The organism is Solirubrobacter phytolaccae (assembly GCF_027587195.1).
Lineage (GTDB): Bacteria > Actinomycetota > Thermoleophilia > Solirubrobacterales > Solirubrobacteraceae > Solirubrobacter > Solirubrobacter phytolaccae.
This window is the reverse complement of record NZ_JAPDDP010000044.1, coordinates 1-20,716: the sequence shown is the minus strand read 5'-3', so window position 1 is coordinate 20,716 and position 20,716 is coordinate 1. Positions and strand designations below refer to the sequence as shown.

14 protein-coding genes and 1 tRNA gene are annotated in these 20,716 nt (G+C 71.4%); 8 read left to right on the top strand and 7 right to left on the bottom strand.

Going from position 1 to position 20,716, the window contains the following annotated elements; genetic code table 11:
• Positions 1-113: 113 nt before the first annotated feature.
• Positions 114-1,991 (bottom strand): ATP-dependent zinc metalloprotease FtsH, encoded by a 1,878-nt coding sequence (gene ftsH, locus OJ997_RS21730; RefSeq protein ID WP_270027337.1) that lies wholly within the window; start codon positions 1,989-1,991, stop codon positions 114-116.
• A gap of 214 nt (positions 1,992-2,205) precedes the next feature.
• On the opposite strand from ftsH, the gene OJ997_RS21725 reads away from it, so the two are divergent.
• Positions 2,206-2,279, top strand: a tRNA-Gly gene (locus OJ997_RS21725).
• Positions 2,280-2,316: 37 nt separating this feature from the next.
• Here OJ997_RS21725 and OJ997_RS21720 read toward each other — a convergent pair.
• Genes OJ997_RS21720 through OJ997_RS21705 form a run of 4 tightly spaced genes read right to left on the bottom strand, consistent with a single transcriptional unit; the run spans position 2,317 to position 11,894 of the window.
• A complete protein-coding gene (locus tag OJ997_RS21720) occupies positions 2,317-3,327 on the bottom strand; it encodes a S1 family peptidase (protein WP_270027336.1) in 1,011 nt (336 codons plus the stop codon).
• Complete coding sequence (locus OJ997_RS21715; protein ID WP_270027335.1) at positions 3,320-4,702, bottom strand: hypothetical protein; 1,383 nt, start codon at positions 4,700-4,702, stop codon at positions 3,320-3,322. The genes OJ997_RS21720 and OJ997_RS21715 overlap by 8 nt, the downstream gene beginning before the upstream one ends.
• Positions 4,702-9,948, bottom strand: coding sequence for a hypothetical protein (locus OJ997_RS21710; RefSeq protein WP_270027334.1), 5,247 nt, complete (start codon positions 9,946-9,948; stop codon positions 4,702-4,704). Before OJ997_RS21710 ends, OJ997_RS21715 begins: the two co-directional genes overlap by 1 nt.
• Positions 9,945-11,894: a CHAT domain-containing protein gene (locus OJ997_RS21705; protein WP_270027333.1), complete on the bottom strand. Its 1,950-nt coding sequence runs from the start codon at positions 11,892-11,894 to the stop codon at positions 9,945-9,947. The genes OJ997_RS21710 and OJ997_RS21705 overlap by 4 nt, the downstream gene beginning before the upstream one ends.
• A 103-nt stretch (positions 11,895-11,997) precedes the next feature.
• Between OJ997_RS21705 and OJ997_RS21700 the strand changes: the two genes are divergently transcribed.
• The 4 genes from OJ997_RS21700 (at position 11,998) to OJ997_RS21685 (ending at position 16,477) form a co-directional block, all read left to right on the top strand.
• Positions 11,998-13,179, top strand: a complete 1,182-nt coding sequence (locus OJ997_RS21700) for a BaiN/RdsA family NAD(P)/FAD-dependent oxidoreductase (RefSeq protein ID WP_270027375.1) — start codon at positions 11,998-12,000, stop codon at positions 13,177-13,179.
• A 128-nt stretch (positions 13,180-13,307) separates the two neighbouring features.
• Entirely contained in the window at positions 13,308-15,131 is a 1,824-nt protein-coding gene (locus OJ997_RS21695) for a methyl-accepting chemotaxis protein (protein ID WP_270027332.1), read from the top strand.
• Positions 15,132-15,230: 99 nt separating this feature from the next.
• The gene (locus OJ997_RS21690; RefSeq protein ID WP_270027331.1) at positions 15,231-15,827 is read left to right on the top strand and encodes an RNA polymerase sigma factor; all 597 of its coding nucleotides are present in this window, start codon (positions 15,231-15,233) and stop codon (positions 15,825-15,827) included.
• Entirely contained in the window at positions 15,824-16,477 is a 654-nt protein-coding gene (locus OJ997_RS21685; protein ID WP_270027330.1) for a hypothetical protein, read from the top strand. The genes OJ997_RS21690 and OJ997_RS21685 overlap by 4 nt, the downstream gene beginning before the upstream one ends.
• A gap of 13 nt (positions 16,478-16,490) precedes the next feature.
• On the opposite strand, the gene OJ997_RS21680 is transcribed toward OJ997_RS21685, so the two are convergent.
• Together OJ997_RS21680 and OJ997_RS21675 are read right to left on the bottom strand one after the other, a co-directional pair.
• Complete coding sequence (locus OJ997_RS21680; protein WP_270027329.1) at positions 16,491-16,928, bottom strand: hypothetical protein; 438 nt, start codon at positions 16,926-16,928, stop codon at positions 16,491-16,493.
• Between the two features lie 88 nt (positions 16,929-17,016).
• Positions 17,017-17,619, bottom strand: a complete 603-nt coding sequence (locus OJ997_RS21675; RefSeq protein WP_270027328.1) for an ArsR/SmtB family transcription factor — start codon at positions 17,617-17,619, stop codon at positions 17,017-17,019.
• 219 nt (positions 17,620-17,838) lie between these two features.
• Here OJ997_RS21675 and OJ997_RS21670 point away from each other — a divergent pair, with 219 nt between their 5' ends.
• From OJ997_RS21670 to OJ997_RS21660, 3 genes are all read left to right on the top strand, one after another.
• Entirely contained in the window at positions 17,839-18,267 is a 429-nt protein-coding gene (locus OJ997_RS21670; protein ID WP_270027327.1) for a MarR family winged helix-turn-helix transcriptional regulator, read from the top strand.
• Positions 18,264-19,439 carry an MFS transporter gene (locus OJ997_RS21665; RefSeq protein WP_270027326.1) on the top strand — a complete coding sequence of 392 codons (1,176 nt, stop codon included), beginning with the start codon at positions 18,264-18,266 and terminating at the stop codon, positions 19,437-19,439. The genes OJ997_RS21670 and OJ997_RS21665 overlap by 4 nt, the downstream gene beginning before the upstream one ends.
• A 250-nt stretch (positions 19,440-19,689) precedes the next feature.
• The coding region (locus tag OJ997_RS21660; RefSeq protein WP_270027325.1) for an ATP-binding protein at positions 19,690-20,716 on the top strand (1,027 nt) is incomplete at its 3' end.

Sequence of the window (20,716 nt, the reverse complement as noted above, 5' to 3'; positions counted from 1 at the left end):
CTCGCGCCACCCACGACGCTCACGTGCCAGAGGCACGCCACGCTTGTCGCGGGCGGCCCGAGGCACGGGCGGCTGCACCACATCAGGCGCACCGCCCATTCCTCAACGCACCCTTACGCGGTTAGCGGCTCCTCCGCCGCGACCGGATCTTCCTGCGGTGCGCGCGGGGCGACCAGGCCGGCCGCCTCGTACGCGTCGTCCATGTCCAGCGTCTCCTCCTCGAGGAGGCGCGTGGTCAGGCTGTCCAGCTTGTCGCGGTTCTCGGTCAGCAGCTGCACGACGACCGCGTACTGCTCGTCGACGATCCGCTTGACCTCGCTGTCGATGAGCTCCTGCGTGGCCTGGGAGACCTCGGACACGCCCGGGAGCAGCGGGCCCTGGGACTCGCTCGGGATCACGGCGATCGGGCCGACCGCGCGGCTCATTCCCCAGCGCCCGACCATCTGCCGGGCGATCCCGGTCAGCTGCTGGATGTCGGACTCGGCGCCCGCGGAGATCGAGCCGTACACGACCTCCTCCGCGATCCGCCCACCCAGCGCGACCTTGATCCGGCCGGTCAGGTAGTCCACGTCGTAGTTCGTGCGCTCGGCGTCGGGGGAGCTGATGGTCACGCCCAGCGACATCGTGCGCGGGATGATCGACACCTTGCGCACCGGGTCCGCGCCCGGGGTGAGCATGCCGACGATCGCGTGGCCGGACTCGTGGTAGGCCGTGCGGCGCTTCTCCTCGTCGGACAGGATGATCCCGCGCGGCGCGCCGAGGATGATCTTCTCCAGCGAGTCGGTGAAGTCGACCCGCTCGACCTTCACGTGGCCGCGGCGGGCCGCGAGCAGCGCCGCCTCGTTGCAGAGGTTCGCGATGTCCGCGCCGACCATGCCAGGCGTGATCGCGGCGATGTCGTCCAGGTCGACGTTCTCGTCCAGCGGCAGCGAGCGCGTGTGGACCTGCAGGATCTTCTTGCGCCCCTCCTTGTCCGGCGCCGGGACCGTCACGCGACGGTCGAAGCGCCCGGGACGCAGCAGGGCGGAGTCGAGGATCTCCGCGCGGTTGGTCGCGCCCACCACGATCACGGTGTCGCCCTGCTCGAAGCCGTCCATCTCCGTGAGGATCTGGTTGAGCGTCTGCTCACGCTCGTCGTTGCCACCGGAGAACGGACCGCCGCCGGAGGAGCGCTGGCGGCCGATCGCGTCGAGCTCGTCGATGAAGATGATCGCGGGCGCGGCTTCCTTGGCCTGCTTGAACAGGTCGCGGACGCGGCTCGCGCCGATGCCGACGATCGCCTCGACGAACTCGGAGGCGCTGATGGAGAAGAACGGCACGCCGGCTTCACCCGCGACCGCGCGCGCGAGCAGCGTCTTGCCCGTGCCCGGACGGCCCGCGAGCAGCACGCCCCGCGGAATCCGGCCACCGAGCTTCTGGTACTTCTCCGGGTTCTTGAGGAAGTCCACGACCTCGGCGAGCTCGCCCTTGGACTCGTCGATGCCGGCGACGTCCTTGAAGGTCACCTTGGTCTCGTTGCCCTCCACGCGACGCGCGCGCGAGCGCCCGAAGGACCCGATCGCGCCCATCTGACCGCCCGCCGCCCGTCTGGACAGCCACACGAACAGGAAGACGAGCAGGATCACGGGGCCGAACCCGAGCAGCAGGGACGCCAGGAACCCGCGCCCGTCGTTGATCGGCGTCGCCTCGACCTTGACGCCCTTCTCGACCTGCTCGTCCACCCACGAGGGGTCCGACAGCAGCGGGGTCGGCAGCTCGGTGTCGAAGTTCTTCGTCGGCTCGGCCTTGGAGTCCGGGTACCGCTGCTCCTGCTTGAACTCGCCCGTCACCGACGCGCCCTGCGTCGAGATCCGCGCGACCTTGCCTTGATCGACCAGCTGTTGGAACCCGGGCGCACCGCTCGGGCTGCTGTACGGCACGGTCACGCTCGGGTCGCGCCCTGGCGAGATGACCGCCATCAGCACGTAGTTCAGGACCAGCAGGCCCAGCACGATGAACCAGAAATTCCGCCCACCGGGCATCCGCGCCATCCGCCCCTGAGGTGTCTGGGGCTGGTTGCCGGGCCGGCCCGCGGGGGGCTTTCCGTCCTGTCGCGGGGGCAGCGGAGTCCTGGGTCGCCGCTCAGTTGGGGAGTCCGCCATGAGTTGAATGTACTGACACCCCTGGAAGACCTCATAAGGCTGGCTATACTCCTCGCCGCACCGCGCGGATGTAGCTCAGTTGGCTAGAGCGTCTGCTTGCCATGCAGAAGGTCGAGGGTTCGAGTCCCTTCATCCGCTTCACCGAAAGGCCCGCATTTGCGGGCCTTTCGCCGTTCTAGTCCCAGTGCCCGCCCGGCACGTTGCGGAGCCAGTCCTCGTACGCCGCGACGCGCGTGTAGATGCCGCCGTCGCCGCAGGGGCGGATCGCGCTCGCCGTCGCACGCGACGTCGCGCCCGCGAGGTACCAGGCGCCGTCGGCCTGCACGTACGCCGGGCCGCCGCTGTCGCCGTTGCAGCTATCGCGGTCCAGGAACGCGGCGCCCGCAACGAACTCGGTGGCGGCGTCAGCGCCGAATCTCGGGTCGGTGCTCGCGAGCGGCACGTCGACCATCCGGCGCATGCCGTAGCCGCCGGAGCTGAAGACGTCGGTGTTGCCGTAGCCGGCGAGGCGAACGGTCGCGGCGGCTTCGATCATCCCGGCCGTCGCCAGCGGTCGGGGCGCGACGTCGAGATCTTCCTCGAGGATCAGGACCGCGATGTCCTGCAGCGGATCGGACGGGTCGTACTTGGGGTGCGGGGCGGGGTGTCGGACCTTCACGACGCGACCTTCGGCCTCGCGCGTGACGTCGTCACCCAAGAACACGCGCGCGGCGCAGCCTCCCGCCCAGCAGTGCCCGGCGGTGACGACGACGTTGCGCGCCACGACCGTCCCGGTGCAGCACCACGCGCCGGGCGAGCCGACCGCGACGCAGTCCGGGTAGTCGCTCGTCCGGATTCCGCCCACGATGCGCTGGTGGTCGCCGATCATGCGGCGCGCGTTCGCGAGGAACACGGGGTCGCTGTAGATGCTGTCGCTCGTCTCCGCGCGCGTCCGCGGCACACCGACCGCCGCTGAGCGCGTCGCGCGTGCTCGCGCCAGGTGCGGCTCCGCGGAGCGCACCATCACCGAGCGGGCGAGCTTGACCGCCTCCTCCTCCGGACGCTCGCGGATGCCAGTGGAGAAGTTGGTCAGCGCCTGGAACACGACGACGAAGCGCGCGTCGTCGTCGCCGGCCAGCAGGTCGGCGAGCTGCTCGATCGCGTCGAGCTCAGGGCGGAGCGGATCGGCGGCTGTCGAGTCACTCACGGGGTTGCTCCTTTGCGTCTCGCGTTTCCAGGGCGCGCAGCAGCTCCGCCCCGGCGGTGAGGTCGTGCTGCTCGCTCAGCTCGCGTGGGCCGGCGTGCCGCGTCTTGCTGTCGATGTTCGCCACGGCGCGCGCCAGGATCCGGTCCTGCGGGCCTAGAGCGTCCTCGACCGTCGGCCGGACATAGGACTCGGCGTTCTCCTCGAAGGCCATCCGCGCGCCGGCCATGAGCACGCGCACGTCGTCCCCGTTCACGCGCAGCTCCGCGAGCGCGGCCTGCTTGACCGCCCTGCAGCCAACGGGATCGGGCCGCTTCTCCAGCACGCTTGCGAGCGTCCGGTTCCCGAACACCCGGTACGACACCCCCAGCAGCGTCTCGGTGACGTCCTTGACCTGCAGGTGGAAGCGGTCGCCGGGCGCCGCCGCGAACGTGCGCTCCCAGGCGCTGCGGCTCTCGGCCGGATCCACGGCGAGCTCCAGCTTGTCGATCGCGACCGACTGCGCGGCCAGCCGCAAGGTCGCAGGGGGGTGCACGTCGAAGCGTGCGAACTCCCCCGTCTCGGCGACGATCGACCGGGTGTCGGTCGCCAGCAGATCCGCCAGTGCCATCGTGTACGCGGGTCCGACGGCCAGCAGACCGTAGAGATCGGCGAACAGCTCCCGCCGCCAGTGGTTCCAGGCGAACTCGGCATCCTCGTCGTACGCCGCCAGGATCGGTTCGAGGGCGGCCTCCATCGGCTCACCGAGGCCGAAGTCGTCCTCGACGCCATGCCCGACCTCATGCGCGATCATCAGGACGTCGGGCAGGTGCGAGACTTGGTACCAGGGGACGCCGATGACGGGCACCGGCAGGCGATCGGCGAACTCACGCAGCTCGCGGCTGCTCATCGCGTTCTCGACCGTCTCGACGGCGAACGCCGTGTCGCGTGCATGCGTATACGGGCTGAACTCGCCGCTGAAGAACACCAGCGGGATCGTGCGCGGGACGACCCCGCCGGTGCACGCGTCTCGCGCCGGCGCGTAGCACGCGTGGGCCAGCTCGTCGGCGACGGCGAGGTAGTCGCGGAACCACTCCACGTAGCGCAGCGACAGCTTCGAGCGGAAGTAGTCCCAGAGGCGGTGCACCTCCAACACCCGGATCTGCACCTCGCGGCAGCGGCCCAGCACGAGCTCGTCGTCGCGCGCGAGCGCATCGAGTTGCGCACGCAGGCCGTCGACCATCACGCCCAGCTGCCGCGTGATGTGCGAGATCTGCGACTGGTGCTTGCGCAGCGGCTTGTCCTCGCCGGCGTCGGCCATCCAGCCGGCGAACTCCGCTTGGATGCCCGCGAGCTTCTGCCGCAGCTCGATGACCTTGCGCGCGGCGAGCGGATCCATCAGCGCGACACCGGGCGCAGCCAGGGCACGTTGGTGTACAGCGCCGTCGCGAGCGGCCCGAGCGCTGACTCCAGCCCGTCCGCCGCCATCGCGTCCGCGTACCCGGTCGCGCGCACGGCTCTCGCGACTTCCCCGACGGTGTCGCGGCGGGCGAGCGCTCGCACGAGCTGCGCGTACGGATCGCGCTGGTGTGGCATCGAGAGGCCGGTGGCCAGCACGGCGGCGCAGCGGCCCAGCGCGAACAGGTCGCCCGCGAACAGGTTGCGCAGTAGGAGATGGGTAATCGCCTCGGTGGTGCCCTCCGGGCGCTCGATGTCGACCACAACGAGCGGACGGAACGCGTCGCGCGGGAGTGCCTTCAGGAGCGAGTCGACGGCGGCCGCGGTCAACCCGTCCGAGTAGCGGTTGCCCTCGAGCGCCTCGCTGTACCAGTCCGCGCCGAGGAACGACAGCGCGACGGCCCCGCCGGAGACGCGAACGCTGCCGGCGAGGTGCATGACCGTGGGGACCATGCCCTCGGCCGCGGCGGAGGTGAGCGCCCGGCGCAGCTCGTCGATCCGCGGGCTGACGAATCGCCAGACGGTGAAGCCGCTCGCCTCGTAGAGCCATCCCACGTCGGTGCTGTGCCCGATGTCGCCCGGCTGGAGGTCGGCGCTGGGATGCACCAGGATCGCGAGCGGCCGCGTGCCGGGCTCCAGCCCGGGCTGCAGCCGGTCGTACAGCGCGCGGACCCCGCCGTCGCGATCCTCCGCCAGGGCCCGATCGAGCACCAGTCGCGTCTGCGGGCCGAGCTGACCGTCGACCGCGAGCTTCGCGTTGCGGTGCCGGTTCAAGAGCGACTGCAGCAGCCGCGTGGCGTGCAGCGCGACGACCTCGCCCGAGAGTGAGCGCGCAAAGCTGCGGAGCTGCTCCTCGAACACCAGCGGCTGGCGCGTGGTCGGGACGCGCGCGAGCTCGACGGGAAGCGCGTGCAGGCGCGGATCGGCCAGCTCGATGCGCACGTCGCGCGGCTCCGCGAGGAGCCGGCCGCGCTCCTCCGTGGTCAGCAGCATCTCGCCGAGCGCCGTGCCCGCGCCGATCCAATCGTTGCGCCAGCGCTCGACCAGCGCGAACGAGAACCGCTCGAGGTCGTCCGTCGCCAGCACCGCCGCGATCGGCGGCTCGGACGCGGCCACCTGCCGGCGGGGCGCGTCGGTGGGCGGCCGCACGGCGACGGACAGCGTGTCGCCGGCCGTCACCTGCACCTCGATGACGCCCCCGTCGTGACCGAGCTCGGGCTCCGCGAGCCAGCGCTTCGTCGAGCGCCAGAGCTGTCCGAGGCCGATGAAGAGCGCCGCGGCGCCGGCGGTCAGCGCCACGACGTCAGAGGCCGTGAGGCCGCCGCTGTCCACGCGCGCCTGCGCCTCGGCCAGCCGCGCGTGCCACTGCGTCTCATCGTCCGGCGCGCGGGCGAGCTCGCGCTCGGCGAGGCCCAGCAGCCGCCGCGCCTCGCCCTTCGCGTCCTCCTCGTTCGCTTCCGCGCGCTCGATCAGGAACGCGGCGCACAGCATCGGCTGCTCGGTGTGCGCCGCGAGGAACGCGTCGAGATCAGCAGGCGCGGTCCAGTGCCGGTCTCGGCGTGTCAGCTCGATCCGGTCCAGCGCGCGCGACCACTCGCGCACCCACAGCATGGCGTCGCCCCCGCGCAGCTCGCGGCGCGCGTCCATCAGTACGGTCACACCCGCCTGGCGGTCGCCGGCCACACGTGCCACCTCGGCCAGCGTCAGCTTCAGCAACGCCCGATCGGCCGCGGTCAGCCGGCGGTCGGACGGGATATGCAGCAGCCGGCGCAGCGCCGTCAGCCGCTGGCCGCACTCGCCGCCTGGCAGGACCGGCACACGCGACAGGCCTTCGAGCGCCGCTACGCGCGCCGACACGGGCGTGATCCGCTCGCACTCGCCGACGAGGATATCGAGCAGCTTCCGGCGCGCGTTGGGTGGGCAGATGGCCAGCGCCTGCACCGCGGCGGCGACGATCTGCCGCGGCGGGGCGGCGGCGGCGCGCAACCGCTTGACGGCGTGCCGAGCGAGCGTCGCCGCCTCGGCCTGGCGCTCCTCGGTGACGAGAAGCTCGACCCGCAGGTGGCTGCGCGCCGCGCCTTCGTCGCTGCGCGGAGGCAGGGTCAGGCGCTCGGCGTCCTCGAGCAGCTGGCGCGCGGCGTTGACATCGCCGACCGTACGCAGCTTCAGGCGGGCGGCCGCAATCATGCAGCGAGCCATCGCCTCCGGCTCACCCTGCGACTGCCACAGGCTGCGGGCCTGCTCGAGATGCGCGAACGCGGTCTCGAGCTCGAACGCCGAGCCGGCCGCCACACCCAGCAGCTCCTGCGACCAGGCCGCCTTCGCGGTGGCCGCGATGCCGCCGCCCGCGGGAGCGCGACCGGTCGCGTCGGCGGCTCGCTGCGCGTAGCGCTTCGCGGCTGGAGGGTCACGGCGCGCGGCTGCGGTCACCCGCACCGCCCACGCGCCCCACTCGCCCGACCCGCCGAGCACGCGGCGCGCACGCTCGTCGGCCCAGGTCAGGTGGCCGGAGCGAAGGGCCTGCTCGGCGGCCAGCAGCGTCAGCGCGTCGCGTTCGGCTCCGACCGTGACGGCCTCGAGCTTGTGGTACTCGTCGTAGGCCTCCTTGAGGCGATCGAGCGCGGAGGCCGCGTCGATGATGCGCCGCCGGATCGCGGCCTGCCACCCGCGCGAGGCGGGCAGCCGCGAGACCGAGACGAGCGCGTCGCGGTACGCCTCGAGCGCCGCGGGCTCGCCGCGCATCAACAGCGCGTCGCCGAGCAGCATCCGCAGGCGGGCGACGTCGACATGCCCCCGGGCCTTCGTCAGCGCGCGACGCAGCCGCGCCTCAGCCGCCTTGTGACGACCGTGCCGCAGCTCGAGCCCGGCGTCGATGTACGCCAAGCGGAACGACGGCACGACCCGCTTGCCGGCGAGGGTGATCGCGACGCGGCTCTGCTCGGCCCGGCTCCAAAGGGTGTCGTCGGCGGGGACGCCCTCCAGCCGCGCGCGCTCCGTGAGCGCTGCCGCGTGCTCGAAGCGCGCCTCGACGAGCGTCTCGACCGCGACCATCGGCTCGGTGTCGGACCATGGCAGCGGAGCGCCCTGGAAGTCGATGTAGTCCGACATCAGCAGCTCGCCCGCGATCGCCTCCCGGCGGTACGGCGATGAGCCGGCCTCGTCGAGCGCCCGCCGCCAGAAGCGCTCGGCCCGGTGCCCGGCGAGCTGGAAGCGGTGATACAGCGCCTCCGACATCCATCGCTCCCACCGCTCCGAGCTGTCGTCGCGCGCCCGCGCCTCGTAGAACTCGGCCGCCTCGCGGTGCAGCAGCTTGTCCACGCCCTTGCGGCGCAGGAGCTTGCGCATCGGGATCGCGACGTCGTCGCGGAAGCGCAGCGTCACCGGTGCCTCGGTGGCGCCGTCGGCGACCTCGAACACCCAGCCGGTCGATCCGACGACGTACTGCCTCAGCTGCTGCCAGAGCGCGCCGAGGTCGAGGCTCGAGTCCGGCGTGTCCAGATAGTCGGGCGGGAAGGGCGGCTCGCGCTCCTCGAGCTCGGCGGGGACGTCGTCGTCGCCCGGCGGGTCGAACGCCGCGACACCCGCCATCGCCGCCCGCAGGTAGGGCTCCATCACGTCGCGGACGAACGCGAGGGTCAGCGTGCGGGGGACGACGCCGTAGCGCAGCAGCCAGCGCACGCCGGGCTCGTCGATCCGGTTGATGATCCGGCGGATCAGGCGGATCACGTCGGCCGGGTAGCCGCGGATCTGCTCGGGCGGGATGCCCGGCTGCTCCTGGACGAGATCCGCGAGCAGCGCGAGCTTGAACGGATCGCCGCCGGCGTTGTCGATGATCGCGGCGCGCACGCCCTCACCCTCCAGCCCGCGACGATCGGCCAGGTAGCGCTCGGCCTCGTCCGCCAGCAGCTTCTCGACCTCAAAGACCTCGATCGGCCCGAGGATCTCCGCGACCGGCCCGAGCACCTCTTCGACGGTGTGGCGGCCGGCGAGGATGACGCGCAACCCCGGGCAGTCGTGAAGGAGGTCGGCGAGCAGCTGCATCGGCGCGGCGAGATCCCCCTGGGGGCGCAGATGGACCTCTTCGAGGGTGTCGAGCACGAGCAGGACGGGCGTGTCGCCGAGCTGCTCATTGAGCGTGCGCATGAAGTCGCGCGGCACGGACTCGGCGGCCCGCGCGCCCTCGCTGCGCATCCACTTGCTCGCGACCTCCGCGCGGGAGGGATCGGAGGGGTTGCGGCGCAGCAGCGGGACGGCCCAGCCGTACTCGTGCAGCAGCCCCTTGAACGGCGCGCGCGAGAGTTGGTCGTCGAGCTGCGCCGCGGTCTCGAGCAGGATGAGCCACGGGTAGCGGGCGGCGTTGACGGGGTCGACGAGGTCGAAGTCGACGCGCACGCACGGGATCCGGCCTCCGGCGATCAGCGGGCCGAGCGGCGTGTCCTGCTCGGGCACGAGCCTGCGGGCGATCAGCGCGCGCAGCTGCGTCGTCTTGCCGCGGCCGCCGGGCGCGTGGGCGTTGAGCACGCGGGGGCCGCCGGGCGCGAACAGACCGCCGTAGACGTCGTCGAAGCGTGCCGGCTGGATGAACGTCGCGGTCTGGAAGTACTCGGCCGACCAATGGCTACGCGCCTTCAGCAGCGTCGCCCGGTCGTCGCGCACGCGTTTGAGCTCGGTGCTGAGCAGCCGTTCACGCAGCGGGTCGCTGAGCACGTCGATCAGGTCCTGGCAGGCCGCAAGGTCGAAGCGGCGATCCTTGTCGGCGAACTGCTCGCGGAACTCGCCGATCGCCTCTTCCGGCCGGATCAGCGCGAGCTGGGCGAGGCGATCGAGGGCCTGATCGGGGCGCGTGTAGTAGCCGACGAGCTTCTCGAGGAGGGCCGTCAACTCGGGCGGCAGCGTCTCGGGGTCGGCGTCGCTCCACCACGATCGCCACCGCCGCTCGCGTTCTCTGGGCGTGAGCTCGTAGATCCCGTCGGTGCGCGGGAGCCGGGACACGCCCGGTGCCTGGACGAGCGTCTCGAAGTCTCCGCCCTGAGCCAGAACCGCGTTGAACAGGTCGCGGTCGAACGTGCGCACCACCGCGCAGCGCGCGAGTAGCGCGGGCTCGGACTCGGGGCGCAGCGACGCCAGGATCGAGGCCGGCGACTCGCCGTCTGCGAGGCGCGCGAGCAGCTCGGACGCGGTGCTCATGGGATCAGCCCCCGGACTTCGTCGAGCTTCTTCGGGACCCAGTCGGCGGGCGCGAACAGCGGTTCCAGCGCGGCGATCAGGTTGGAGAGGACCGCGTTCAGCGGCTTGCCCAGCGCCAGCACGACGTCTTCCGCGCAGCGCTGGAACTCCCCCGGCTTGAGGAGGTCGACCGGCACCCGGTAGCCGACGTCGGCGTCGGACGCCGGCCAGTAATCGCGCCGCTGCTCGGGCGACAGCACGACGACGATCCGCACGTGCTCCAGCTCCTTCGTCGCCAGAACGCGCTTGATCAGCAGCGGATACAGACGATCGGTGAAGTCCGGCTGCAGCACTGCTCCGACGTGATCGAGAATCAGCACCAGCGGGCGCTCCGCGCTGGTGGCGCTCTGCAGCGCCGTCCGGAACGACGTGAAGATCTCGTCGACCATGTTCTCTCCGAGCTCGTAGGACTTGGGCCGCTCGGGTGCCGGCACCGCGCTCACGCCGTTGCTGTGCGCGACGGGAAGCCGCCCCTCGAGCAGGAAGCCCAGGTCGTAGTTGAAGCTGCTGAACGCGGTCGGTGAGAGGCCGAGCAGCGCGACGTCGTCGGGTTCGTCGCGGATGATCTCGAGCGCGCGCACGAAGTTGATCCGCTCAGGCGAGCGGAAGTCGACGTAGCGGACGCACACGCCGCGCATCGCGCTGCGGCGGCGGATCCACTGCAGCAACGCGGTCTTGCCTGATTCCATCTCGCCGTGGACGACGACCAACCGCTCCGGCGAGCCGACGTGCGGATCGATGGCCGTCAGCTTCCGGCGCTCGTTCGAGCGGTCGACGAACGTCCGGAGCCGGTCGCCCAGCTCGTCCTCGAGTGCCTTTCGGTCGTCCTTCGTCGTTCGCTCGCACATCGGCAGGACGTGCTCGGGCGGCACCCGGAGCGTGAGGCTCGGAAGGCTCCAGTCGCGCAGCACGGCACTGTGCGAGCGGGCGAGCTCGTTGCGCGCGGTCGCCACCGCCACGTCGATCGGGTGGTGTGCCGCGAGCGCGCGATACAGCTGCTCGCCGAAGCACGCCGCCGGAGCGCCATGGATGTCGCCGCGCATGCCGACGACCGCCGCTGCGCCGATCTCCAGGAAGCTCTCGACCAGCGTGTGGACCTGGCCAACGTCCCCGTTCGCCGTGCGGCAGGCGTTGAGCACCACGAGGCGCGGCAGCTCGTTCGAGAGGAAGTGGACCACGTAGTCGCTGGTGAGCGAGAGGTCTGCGATCTGCAACCCAGGGAGCCCTGAATCCGGATCGGGCCCCGCGTGACCGCTGAAGTGGAAGACGTGCGGCCGGAACTCGAAGGCCGCGCGCAAGTCGCTCTCGCTCGGGTTCGTGAGGAAATGAGCGTCGACTGCGCCGTCGAACGCGCTCAGCGCCGCCTTGATGCCGCGCGTCTCGGCTGCCGTGTCCAGACCCATGCCGGGTGCCTCCACGACCAGCAGGCGCAGCGGGAGGAGCTCTTCGGCCGGCTCCGGCACCAGAGCGTCCGCGCGCGCCCACGGCGCCTGCGGATTCGCGAACAGCCGCCGCTGGCCGTGGCGGATCAGCTCCCAGGGGAGCAGTGCAAGGTCGGGGTCTTCGATCTGCAGCAGGGTGCGGTGAGGACCGGCGCCTTGAAGTCGTGTCCAGTGCGCACCGACTTTGCCGCCCAGGAGCAGGTCTCCGAGCGCGGTCCCGATCGGGCTGAACTGATGCGAGCTCGTCGTGTCGGCGTAGAACGCGACCAGCGCCTGCCCGATCGTCGCGGCGCTCGGGAGGACCTGCAGCGCCGCGAGCTCCGGCAGGCCGGCGACCATCGTCTCGATCTCGAGCCGGTCGCCGTCCGCGTCGAGCAGCTCGACCGTGAAGTCCGCGGCGGGCGCGGACCGGGTGACCTTGATCACGGCGGTTTGCATGGCGGTGCCGGAGTCGTGTTCGGGCATGTCCGACCCTTTGACCCGGCCGGTCGCCGCCCTGATACACCCGGAGACCACGGCAGTTCTCGACGACGGGCAGCGCCTAGAATGCGCGCCCGTCTTGAGCTTCGTGCGCGCGTTCGACGTGGTGATCATCGGCGCAGGTGCCGCCGGGCTGATGTGTGCCATCACCGCCGCCGAGCGCGGCCGGAAGGTGCTGCTGCTCGACAGCTCCAACAAGCCCGGCAAGAAGATCCTCATGTCCGGTGGAGGGCGCTGCAACTTCACCAACATGTACGCGGAGCCGGCGAACTTCGCGGCGACGAACCCGCATTTCTGCAAGTCCGCGCTGGCCCGGTACACACCGTGGGACTTCATCGGGCTGGTCGCCAAGCACGAGGTGCCGTACCACGAGAAGAAGCTCGGCCAGCTGTTCTGCGACAACCGGTCCAAGGACATCCTCAACCTGCTGCTGACGGAGTGCGAGGAGGCCGGCGTCGAGTGGCACGTCAACACGTCCGTACACGCGATCGAGAAGGCCGACGCCGGCGGGTACGCGCTGCGCACCGACCTGGGAGATGTGGCCGCGCAGTCGCTCGTGATCGCCACCGGCGGCCTGTCGATCCCGACGCTCGGCGCCACCGGCTTCGGCTACGAGGTCGCCCGCCAGTTCGGGCACAACATCCTCCCCACCCGCGCCGGGCTGGTGCCGTTCACCGCGTCCGGCCCGCTGAAGGAGCTGTGCACCGAGCTGTCCGGCACGTCGGTGGACTGCGTGGCCGGCTGCAACGGCGAGAGCTTCCGCGAGAACCTGCTGTTCACGCACCGTGGCCTCAGCGGCCCGGCGATCCTGCAGATCTCCTCGTTCTGGCACCCCGGTGACATAGTGGAGATCAACCTGCTGCCCGACCGCGACGCACTCGAGTGGCTGCAGAGCCAGCAGGCCACGCGCCCGAACAGCGAGCTAAAGACGCTCCTGGGCGAGGTCTTCACGAAGAAGATGGCGGCGCTGCTGGCCGAGCACTGGTTCACGTCCAAGCCGATGAAGCAGTACACGCCGGCGCAGCTGCGCGAGATCGCCGATCGGCTCGCCGCCTGGCGGTTCATGCCGGCCGGGACCGAGGGCTACCGCACCGCCGAGGTCACGCTGGGCGGCGTCGACACGCGCGAGGTGTCCTCGAAGACGATGGAATCGCTCAAGAGCCCCGGCCTGTACTTCGTCGGTGAGGTGCTCGACGTCAGCGGCCACCTGGGCGGGTTCAACTTCCAGTGGGCCTGGGCCTCGGGCCACGCCGCGGCGCAAGTCGTCTAAAGGAAGCGCGCGCTTCGGCGGGCTTTTTCGCCGCCTGGAGCCGTGCACGTTTGCGCCCGTCGTGCAACACGGTGTGCATTCCCTTAATGAACGCAAGCTTTCGGCGGACACGGTCGATGGCCGGGGACATGAGAATCTCGATCAAGACGAAGCTTCTTGCCACCGTGGGCCTGCTGCTGGGGCTCATGGTCGTGGTCGGCATCGTCGGCATGCGTGGGACCACCACCGTCGCCGACGAGGCGCACGCGATGTACCAGTACGCGGCCAAGCCACTGGCGGACATGGGCGTCGCCCGCGCGAAGCTCAATGAGAACCGCGCGTTCTTGAACAACCACATCCTCGAAGGGTCGGACCTCGCGGCCAAGCGCGAGCTCGACGGGAAGATCAAGGCCAACTCGGAGGAGACGACCAAGCGGCTCGCCGCGGTCCAGCGCACGCTGCAGACGGACACGGCGAAGGCGTCGTTCGCCGAGCTGACGGCCGCGAACGAGGCGTACGAGGCGGTCCGCGACCGGGTGCTCGCGCTCTCGGACCAGAGCCGCACCGAGGACGCGTACGCGCTCAACAAGAAGGAAGGCGTCCCCGCGTTCACGGCCGTGGCCGCGGCGTTCACCGAGCTGTTCGACTCCAAGGTCGCGCTCGCGGAGTCCGGCGACGCCGACAGCGTGGCCGCGGCCGCCTCGGCCAAGCGCTCCGCGCTGATCCTGATCATCGTCTCCGGCGTGGTCGGCTTCGCGATCGCGTACCTGGTGGCCCGCTCGCTCGTCAACGGCATCCGCAAGGTCCTGGGCGCCGCCGACCGCGTGGCCGAGGGCGACCTCGGGCACACCGTGGACGTCACCAACCGGGACGAGGTCGGCGACCTCGGCGACGCCATGCGCCGGATGATGGCCTACCTGCAGGAGATGGCGGGCGCCGCCGACCGCGTCGCCGCCGGTGACCTCACGGTCGACGTGACGGCGCGCTCGAGCGACGACGCGCTCGGCACCGCGCTGAGCGGGATGGTCGCGAACCTGAGCGAGATCGTCGGCGGCGTGAGCGGCAGCGCCACGACGCTGTCGGCGGCCTCGCAGGAGATGGCCTCGACGTCGCAGGAGGCCGGGCGGGCCGTCGGCGAGATCGCCACCGCGATCGGCGAGGTCGCCCAGGGCGCCGAGCGCCAGGTCCGCGGCGTCACCAGCGCCCGCGTCGCCGGCGACCAGGTCTCGGCGGCCGCACGTCAATCGGCCGAGAACGCGCAGCAGGCCGCGCGAGTAGCCGAGGAGGCGCGGGATCTCGCGCGCGAAGGCGTCCAGGCCGCCGAGCACGCGACTGAGGCGATGACCTCCGTCCGCGCGGCGTCCGAGTCCGTCACGGGCGCGATCCAGCAGCTCGCGTCCAAGTCCGAGCAGATCGGCGGCATCGTCGCCACCATCACCGCGATCGCCGAGCAGACGAACCTGCTCGCGCTCAACGCCGCGATCGAGGCCGCACGCGCCGGCGAGCAGGGCAAGGGCTTCGCCGTCGTCGCCGAAGAGGTCCGCAAGCTCGCCGAGGAGTCCCAGTCGGCGGCGGGCCAGATCTCCGGCCTGATCGGCGAGATCCAGGCCGAGACCCACAACGCCGTGATCGTCGCCGGCGACGGCGTCCAGCGCACCGAGGAAGGCGCGGCCACGGTCGCGCAGACCCGCGAGGCGTTCCTGCGGATCGGCGGTTCGGTCGAGGACATGACCACCCGCGCCGCCCAGATCGCCGCCGCCGTCGAGGAGATCTCCACCAGCGGCGAGCGGCTCGAGCACGAGATCGGCGAGGTCGCCAGCGTCGCCGAGCAGTCCTCCGCGTCCGCCGAGCAGGTCACGGCCGCCACGCAGCAGACCTCGGCGTCCGCCCAGGAGATCGCCGCGTCCGCCGAGGAGCTCGCGGCCACCGCGGAGCAGCTCGAACGCCTCGTTTCACGCTTCACGCTCGCCTAGCCCGTCCATCCAGAGGCCCGCCCCGGCGGGCTTCCAGACCGAAGACGCAACGCTCATTGGGGTCGTGCCCGCCGCGCGGTCGACTAGGCTCGCCCCGTCGTGCCCAGGCTTCGCATCCTCCGGTCGGCGTCGACCACGAGCCTGCTGGTACGCGCGCAGAAGGACCCCACGCAGTACGCCGCCTTCTATGACGCGTACGCGGACCGCGTGCTGGCGTTCCTGGTCCGCCGCGTGTTCGACCCGGAGGTCGCCGTCGACCTGATGTCGGAGACGTTCGCGAAGGTCCTCGCGCGGCGGATGCAGTTCCGTGGCGACACCGCCGCCGAGGAGCAGGGCTGGCTGTTCGCGATCGCCCGCACCGAGCTCTGGCACTACTGGCGCAGCGGGCGGGTCGAGCGGGCGGCGCTGGAGCGGTTCGCGATCTCGGTGCCGCCGCTCGACGACGACGAGTTCGTGCGCGTCGAGGCGCTCGCGGGGCTGGACTCGCTCGACGGGCCGCTGCTGGAGGCGGTGCGCGGGCTGCCCGAGGACCAGCGGCGCGCGGTCGACCTGCGGGTCATCCAGGAGCGATCCTACGCGGAGCTGGCGGCGACGCTCGAAGTCTCCCAGCAGGTCGCCCGGGCCCGCGTCTCGCGCGGACTGCGTGCGCTCGCCCGCGCGCTGCGGGACGATCTGGAGATGGAGGACGTCGCGTGAGCGACCGCGGCCGCCGCACGCAGAACGCCGTCCGCGACCAGCTCGTGGCCGCCGCGGTGCGCGAGCATCAGCCCCGCCGGCGGCGCCGACGGCTGCGCGTGGCGACCGTGCTGGTGGTCGCCGGGCTCGGTATCGCGGCGGGCGCCGACGCGACCGGGCTGCTGCGGTCCGGCGAGCCGCTCGACCAGCCGTTCCCCGGCACGCTGCGCGACGCGAGCACCACCGCGACCGACGGTCCACGGCTCGCGGTCTCCGCGCTCGACGCGACGGGCCGCCGGTGGGGCGTCGGCGCGTTCCGCTCACGCACGGGGCGCGACTGCGTGACCGCGGGGCTGGTGATTGGTACCCAGCTCGGGATCATGCGCGAGGGGCGCTTCCACCCGTACGGGAAGGAAGTCACGGGCGTCTGCTTCGACCTCGAGCGCCTGCCGAGCGTCCGCGACCTGATGCCCGTGCGCGGCGAGCATCCGGTGACGCTCGTCTTCGGACGTGGCCGCCCGTCCTACCGGCCCGCGCCGCTCCTCTACGACGGCCGGCGCTACGAGCCGACGTTGGGACGCGACGGCAGCTTCCTGTTCGTGATCGACGGGATCGTCGCCATCAACCGGCTGCGCGAGGAGACGCGCTCACCCGCCGAGGTCGACGGGTGAGCGGTCGATCCGGCTAGGAGAACGCCTTCGCGGCGCTCTTGAGCTTCTTCTCCGCGCTGTCGGCCTTCTTCTGCGCGGACTTCAACTTGGCCTTGTCCTCCGAGTCGATCGCCTCGACCAACTTGTCCAGCGCGTCGCCGTAGGTCTCGAGCCCGTCGAGCAGCTTGGTGCGCGCCTTCTTGAGCTTCGAGGACGAGGCCTCCTCCGCCTCGACCTTGGCGTGGAAGCTCTGCGTGGACTTCGCGAACGTCTGGGTGGCGCTCTTGAGCTTCGCCTCGTCGCCGTCTTCCAGGCCCTTGACCTTGTCGACGTAGCGCTCGGCGGCCTTCTCCCACTTCTTGGCCTGCGTGGCGACGGTCTTCCTGAGAGACGCGTCGTCAGCCCTGGCGGCGCTCGGGACGAGCGCGAGCATCAGGGCGGTGATGAACAGTCCGGCGAACGTGAATCGCATGCGTCGGCCGTACCCAGTGAGGGAGGGATGAGTGCGAACGTGACAGACCGCGCGGTCTGAACGCTGACCGCGCGACTGTCGACGAACGCTAGTTGTTGGCGCCGGAGCGCTTGAAGTGCAGCAGGCCGAGCTCGGTGGCGAAGACGCCGTCGGTGCCGCGGGCCGCGCTCTCCGCGGCGATCGCGAGCACCTGCTCCTGCGTCTTGGCCAGGAGCTTGTTGAGCTTCTTGAAGGCCTTGTCGTCGAGCTCGAGCGGCGTGCGGGTGAGCACGATCTCGGGATCTTCGAGGGCGCCGGCGTCAGCCGCCGAGGCCAGGTCGGTCACGAGCTCCTGGATCGTCTCGCCGGCCAGCTCGCCGCGCAGCCCGGAAGGCAGCGTGCGCCACTGGTTCTCGTCGAGATTCGGCCGAGCCGTGGCCTTGTAGAAGTGCTGAAGCGCGCCGCGGCGCGGTTCCGTGCGCACGAGCTCGACGCAGTCGTAGTCGCGCAGCATGCGCACGTGGTAGCTGACGACCCCGAGCGGAGCCCCGAGCTCCACTGCCAGATCGCCGGGGCTGGCGACCCGTTCGCCGAGCCGCTGGAGGATGCGCGCGCGCAGGGGATGCGCGAGCGCCTTGGCGATGCGTGCTTCGGACGTTTCACCCGTCGGACGCGTGCCGTTACTAGATGAGGTTGATGCAGTACTGGGCATGGTCAGGATGCAGACTACCTTCCCGAGCGGTCGAACGTCCGTCAGGCTCCGGACTCGCCGGTCCATTTACTAGCAGGTCCAGCGGATTTCATGACCGCGATCCGCTTGGTGACCACTTTTCGAGTTGTGGAAAATCAGTGCACCGTGATACGTGTCACCGGTTGGTCCGACACCGGTTCTCCGGGTCGATGAGCCGGAACGGGTTGGATATACATAGGCGTGCTATACAGTTTCGCCATCGAAGATCTCGCCGCCCAACTGGAGCGCCGCGTCGCGCTCGTCTCGCAACTGCTGCGCGCCCACGCGCCGCGCGGGCTCAGCGTCGGCGCCCTGCTCACGCTGCGCCGGCTGGACGCCGACGGCCCGCAGCGGGTGACCGACCTGGCGGCGGCCGAGCTCGTCGCCCAGCCGACGATGACCGCGCTGGTCAACCGGCTCGAGCAGGAAGGCCTGGTGCGCAAGACGCCGCACGTGTCGGACGCGCGCGCGGTGCAGGTGGCGATCACCGCCATCGGCCGCACGCAGCTCGCCGAGCTGCGCGCCGGCCGGGCGGCCGTGCTGCAAACGCGGCTTGACCGCCTGGACGACGAGGCTCGCGCCGCGCTCGCCGCCGCCCTGCCCGCCCTCGACCGGCTCATCGAACCGTGAACCCCTTGCTGCGCCAGCCCCGTTCCGTGTACGCGGTCGCCTTCGCGTGCGTGGTCGCGTTCATGGGCATCGGCCTCGTGGACCCGATTTTGCCCGTGCTCGCGGAAGATCTGGACGCCACAACGAGCCAGGTCTCGCTGCTGTTCACGAGCTACTTCGCGATGACCGGGCTGTCGATGCTGGTCACGGGCTGGTTCGCGTCGCGGATCGGGCCGCGCAAGACGCTGCTGGTCGGCCTGTTCCTCGTCGTCGTGTTCAGCGCTCTGGCCGGGCTGTCGGACACGGTCTTCCAGATCGCCGGGTTCCGGCTCGGCTGGGGGCTCGGCAACGCGCTGTTCATCGCCACCGCGCTGTCGGTCATCGTCGGCGCGGCCACCGGCGGGCTGGCGTCCGCGATCATCCTGTACGAGGCCGCTCTGGGGCTCGGCATCGCGTCCGGGCCGCTGCTCGGCGGGTTGCTCGGGGACGTCTCGTGGCGTGGCCCGTTCTTCGGCACGGCGGTGCTGATGGCGATCGGCTTCCTGCTGATCGCGATCTGGCTCGGCCCGGTCCCGAAGCCCGCCCGCCGCGTATCCATCCTGGACCCGCTGCGTGCCCTCGGCCACGGCGGCCTGCGGTCGATGGCGATCGTCGCCGTCTTCTACAACTTCGGCTTCTTCACGATCCTGGCCTACACGCCGCTGCTGCTGGGCATGAGCGCCCACCAGCTCGGGCTCATCTACTTCGGTTGGGGCCTGCTCGTGGCGCTGACGTCCGTGTTCGGCGCGCAGCGGCTGGAGCGGCGCTTCGGGCTGGTGTCCGTGTTGGGCGTGACCTTGGCGTTGGTCGCCGTGGACCTGTTCTTCGGCGGCGTCTTCCACGCCTCCTCGGCGGGGCTCATCGTCGTGATCGTGGTGAGCGGCGCGCTGCTCGGCATCGTCAACACGGTGCTGACGGAGGCCGTGATGGCCGCGGCGGTGGTCGAGCGTCCGATCGCGTCGGCGGCCTATTCGTTCGTGCGCTTCACGGGCGGCGCGGTGGCGCCGTACCTGGCGGGGAAGCTGGCGGAGCACGTGTCCGCCGCGTCGCCGATGTACGTCGGGGCGGGGATGGTGGCGCTGTCGGTGGTGGCGCTCGCGTTGTCGCGGCGGCACCTGGAACGGCCCGCCGTGGTCACTGCCGTCGCAGCCTAAGGACCGACCGCGTGAACGGCGGGCACCGAGGAGGGGAAGGGCCGAGCGCGTTGTTCGTGCATCGGCGGTTGAGGAGTTTCACTCGGGGAAATCACGAGTCAGACTCCGCACCGTGTCGTTTGAGTACCGGAATCCGGAACTAGAACAACGCGGCCGATGCGCAAACCGCGCGGCTCGACCCACCCCTCCTCGGTGCAAGGCGTAACCGCTCCGAGCCCAGTCCAGGCCTCACATGCCACCATGCGCGGCCGTGATCGGCCGCGCCCGCGAACTCGCCCGACTCCGCGACGCACTGAGCGCCATGCCCGCGCTGGTCGCCATCACCGGCGAGCCCGGCATCGGCAAATCGCATCTGCTGAACGAGCTCGCGCAGCAGGCAGACGGCGCGCTGGTGCTGCGCGGCCGCGCGGCCGAGTTCGAGCGCGAGCTGCCCTACGGCCCGCTCGTCGACGCGCTCGACGCGCACCTCGCCACGCTCGACGACACGAAGCTGCGCGGGCTGGACACGGAGCAGCTCGGCGGGATCTTCCCCGCGCTCGCGGACCGGGCGGGCGCGACGCCGACGCTCGCCGTCGAGCGCTACCGGGCGCACCGGGCAGTGATCGAGCTGCTGGCGCGGCTCGCGGCGACGCGGCCGCTCGTGCTCACGCTCGACGACATGCACCACGCGGACCCGGCTTCGCTCGAGCTGCTGCTGGCCCTCGTGCGGCGCCCGCCGGCCGCGCGGGTGCTGGTGGCCGTGGCGATGCGTCCGCCCGCGCCGGACGGGCTCCGGGACGGGATCCGGATCGACCTCGGGCCGCTGGACCCCGACGAGGCGCTGGAGCTGATCGGCACCACGCTGCCGGCCGCGCAGCGAGACGCGGTGCTGCGCGAGAGCGGCGGCAACCCGTTCTACATCGAGCAGCTCGTGCGCGCGGGCGCGTCGCTACCCGGTGGTGTGGCCGAGGCGATCGCGGGCGAGCTCCGCGCGCTCGACGCCGACCAGCGCCGGCTGCTCGAGGGCGCGGCGGTGGCGGGCGACCCGTTCGAGCCCGAGCTCGCGGCCGCCGCGGCCGAAGTCGAGGACCCGCTCGTGCTCCTCGACGCCCTGCTGGCGGCCGGCCTCGTGCGCGCGACCGACGTGCCGCGCCAGTTCGCGTTCCGGCATCCGCTCGTGCACCGCGCCGTCTACGAGGGCGCGCCGGGCGGCTGGCGGCTCGCCGCGCACGGCCGCGTCGCGCAGGCGCTCGCCGGCCGCGGGGCGCCGCCGCCCGTGCTCGCCCATCACGTCGAGT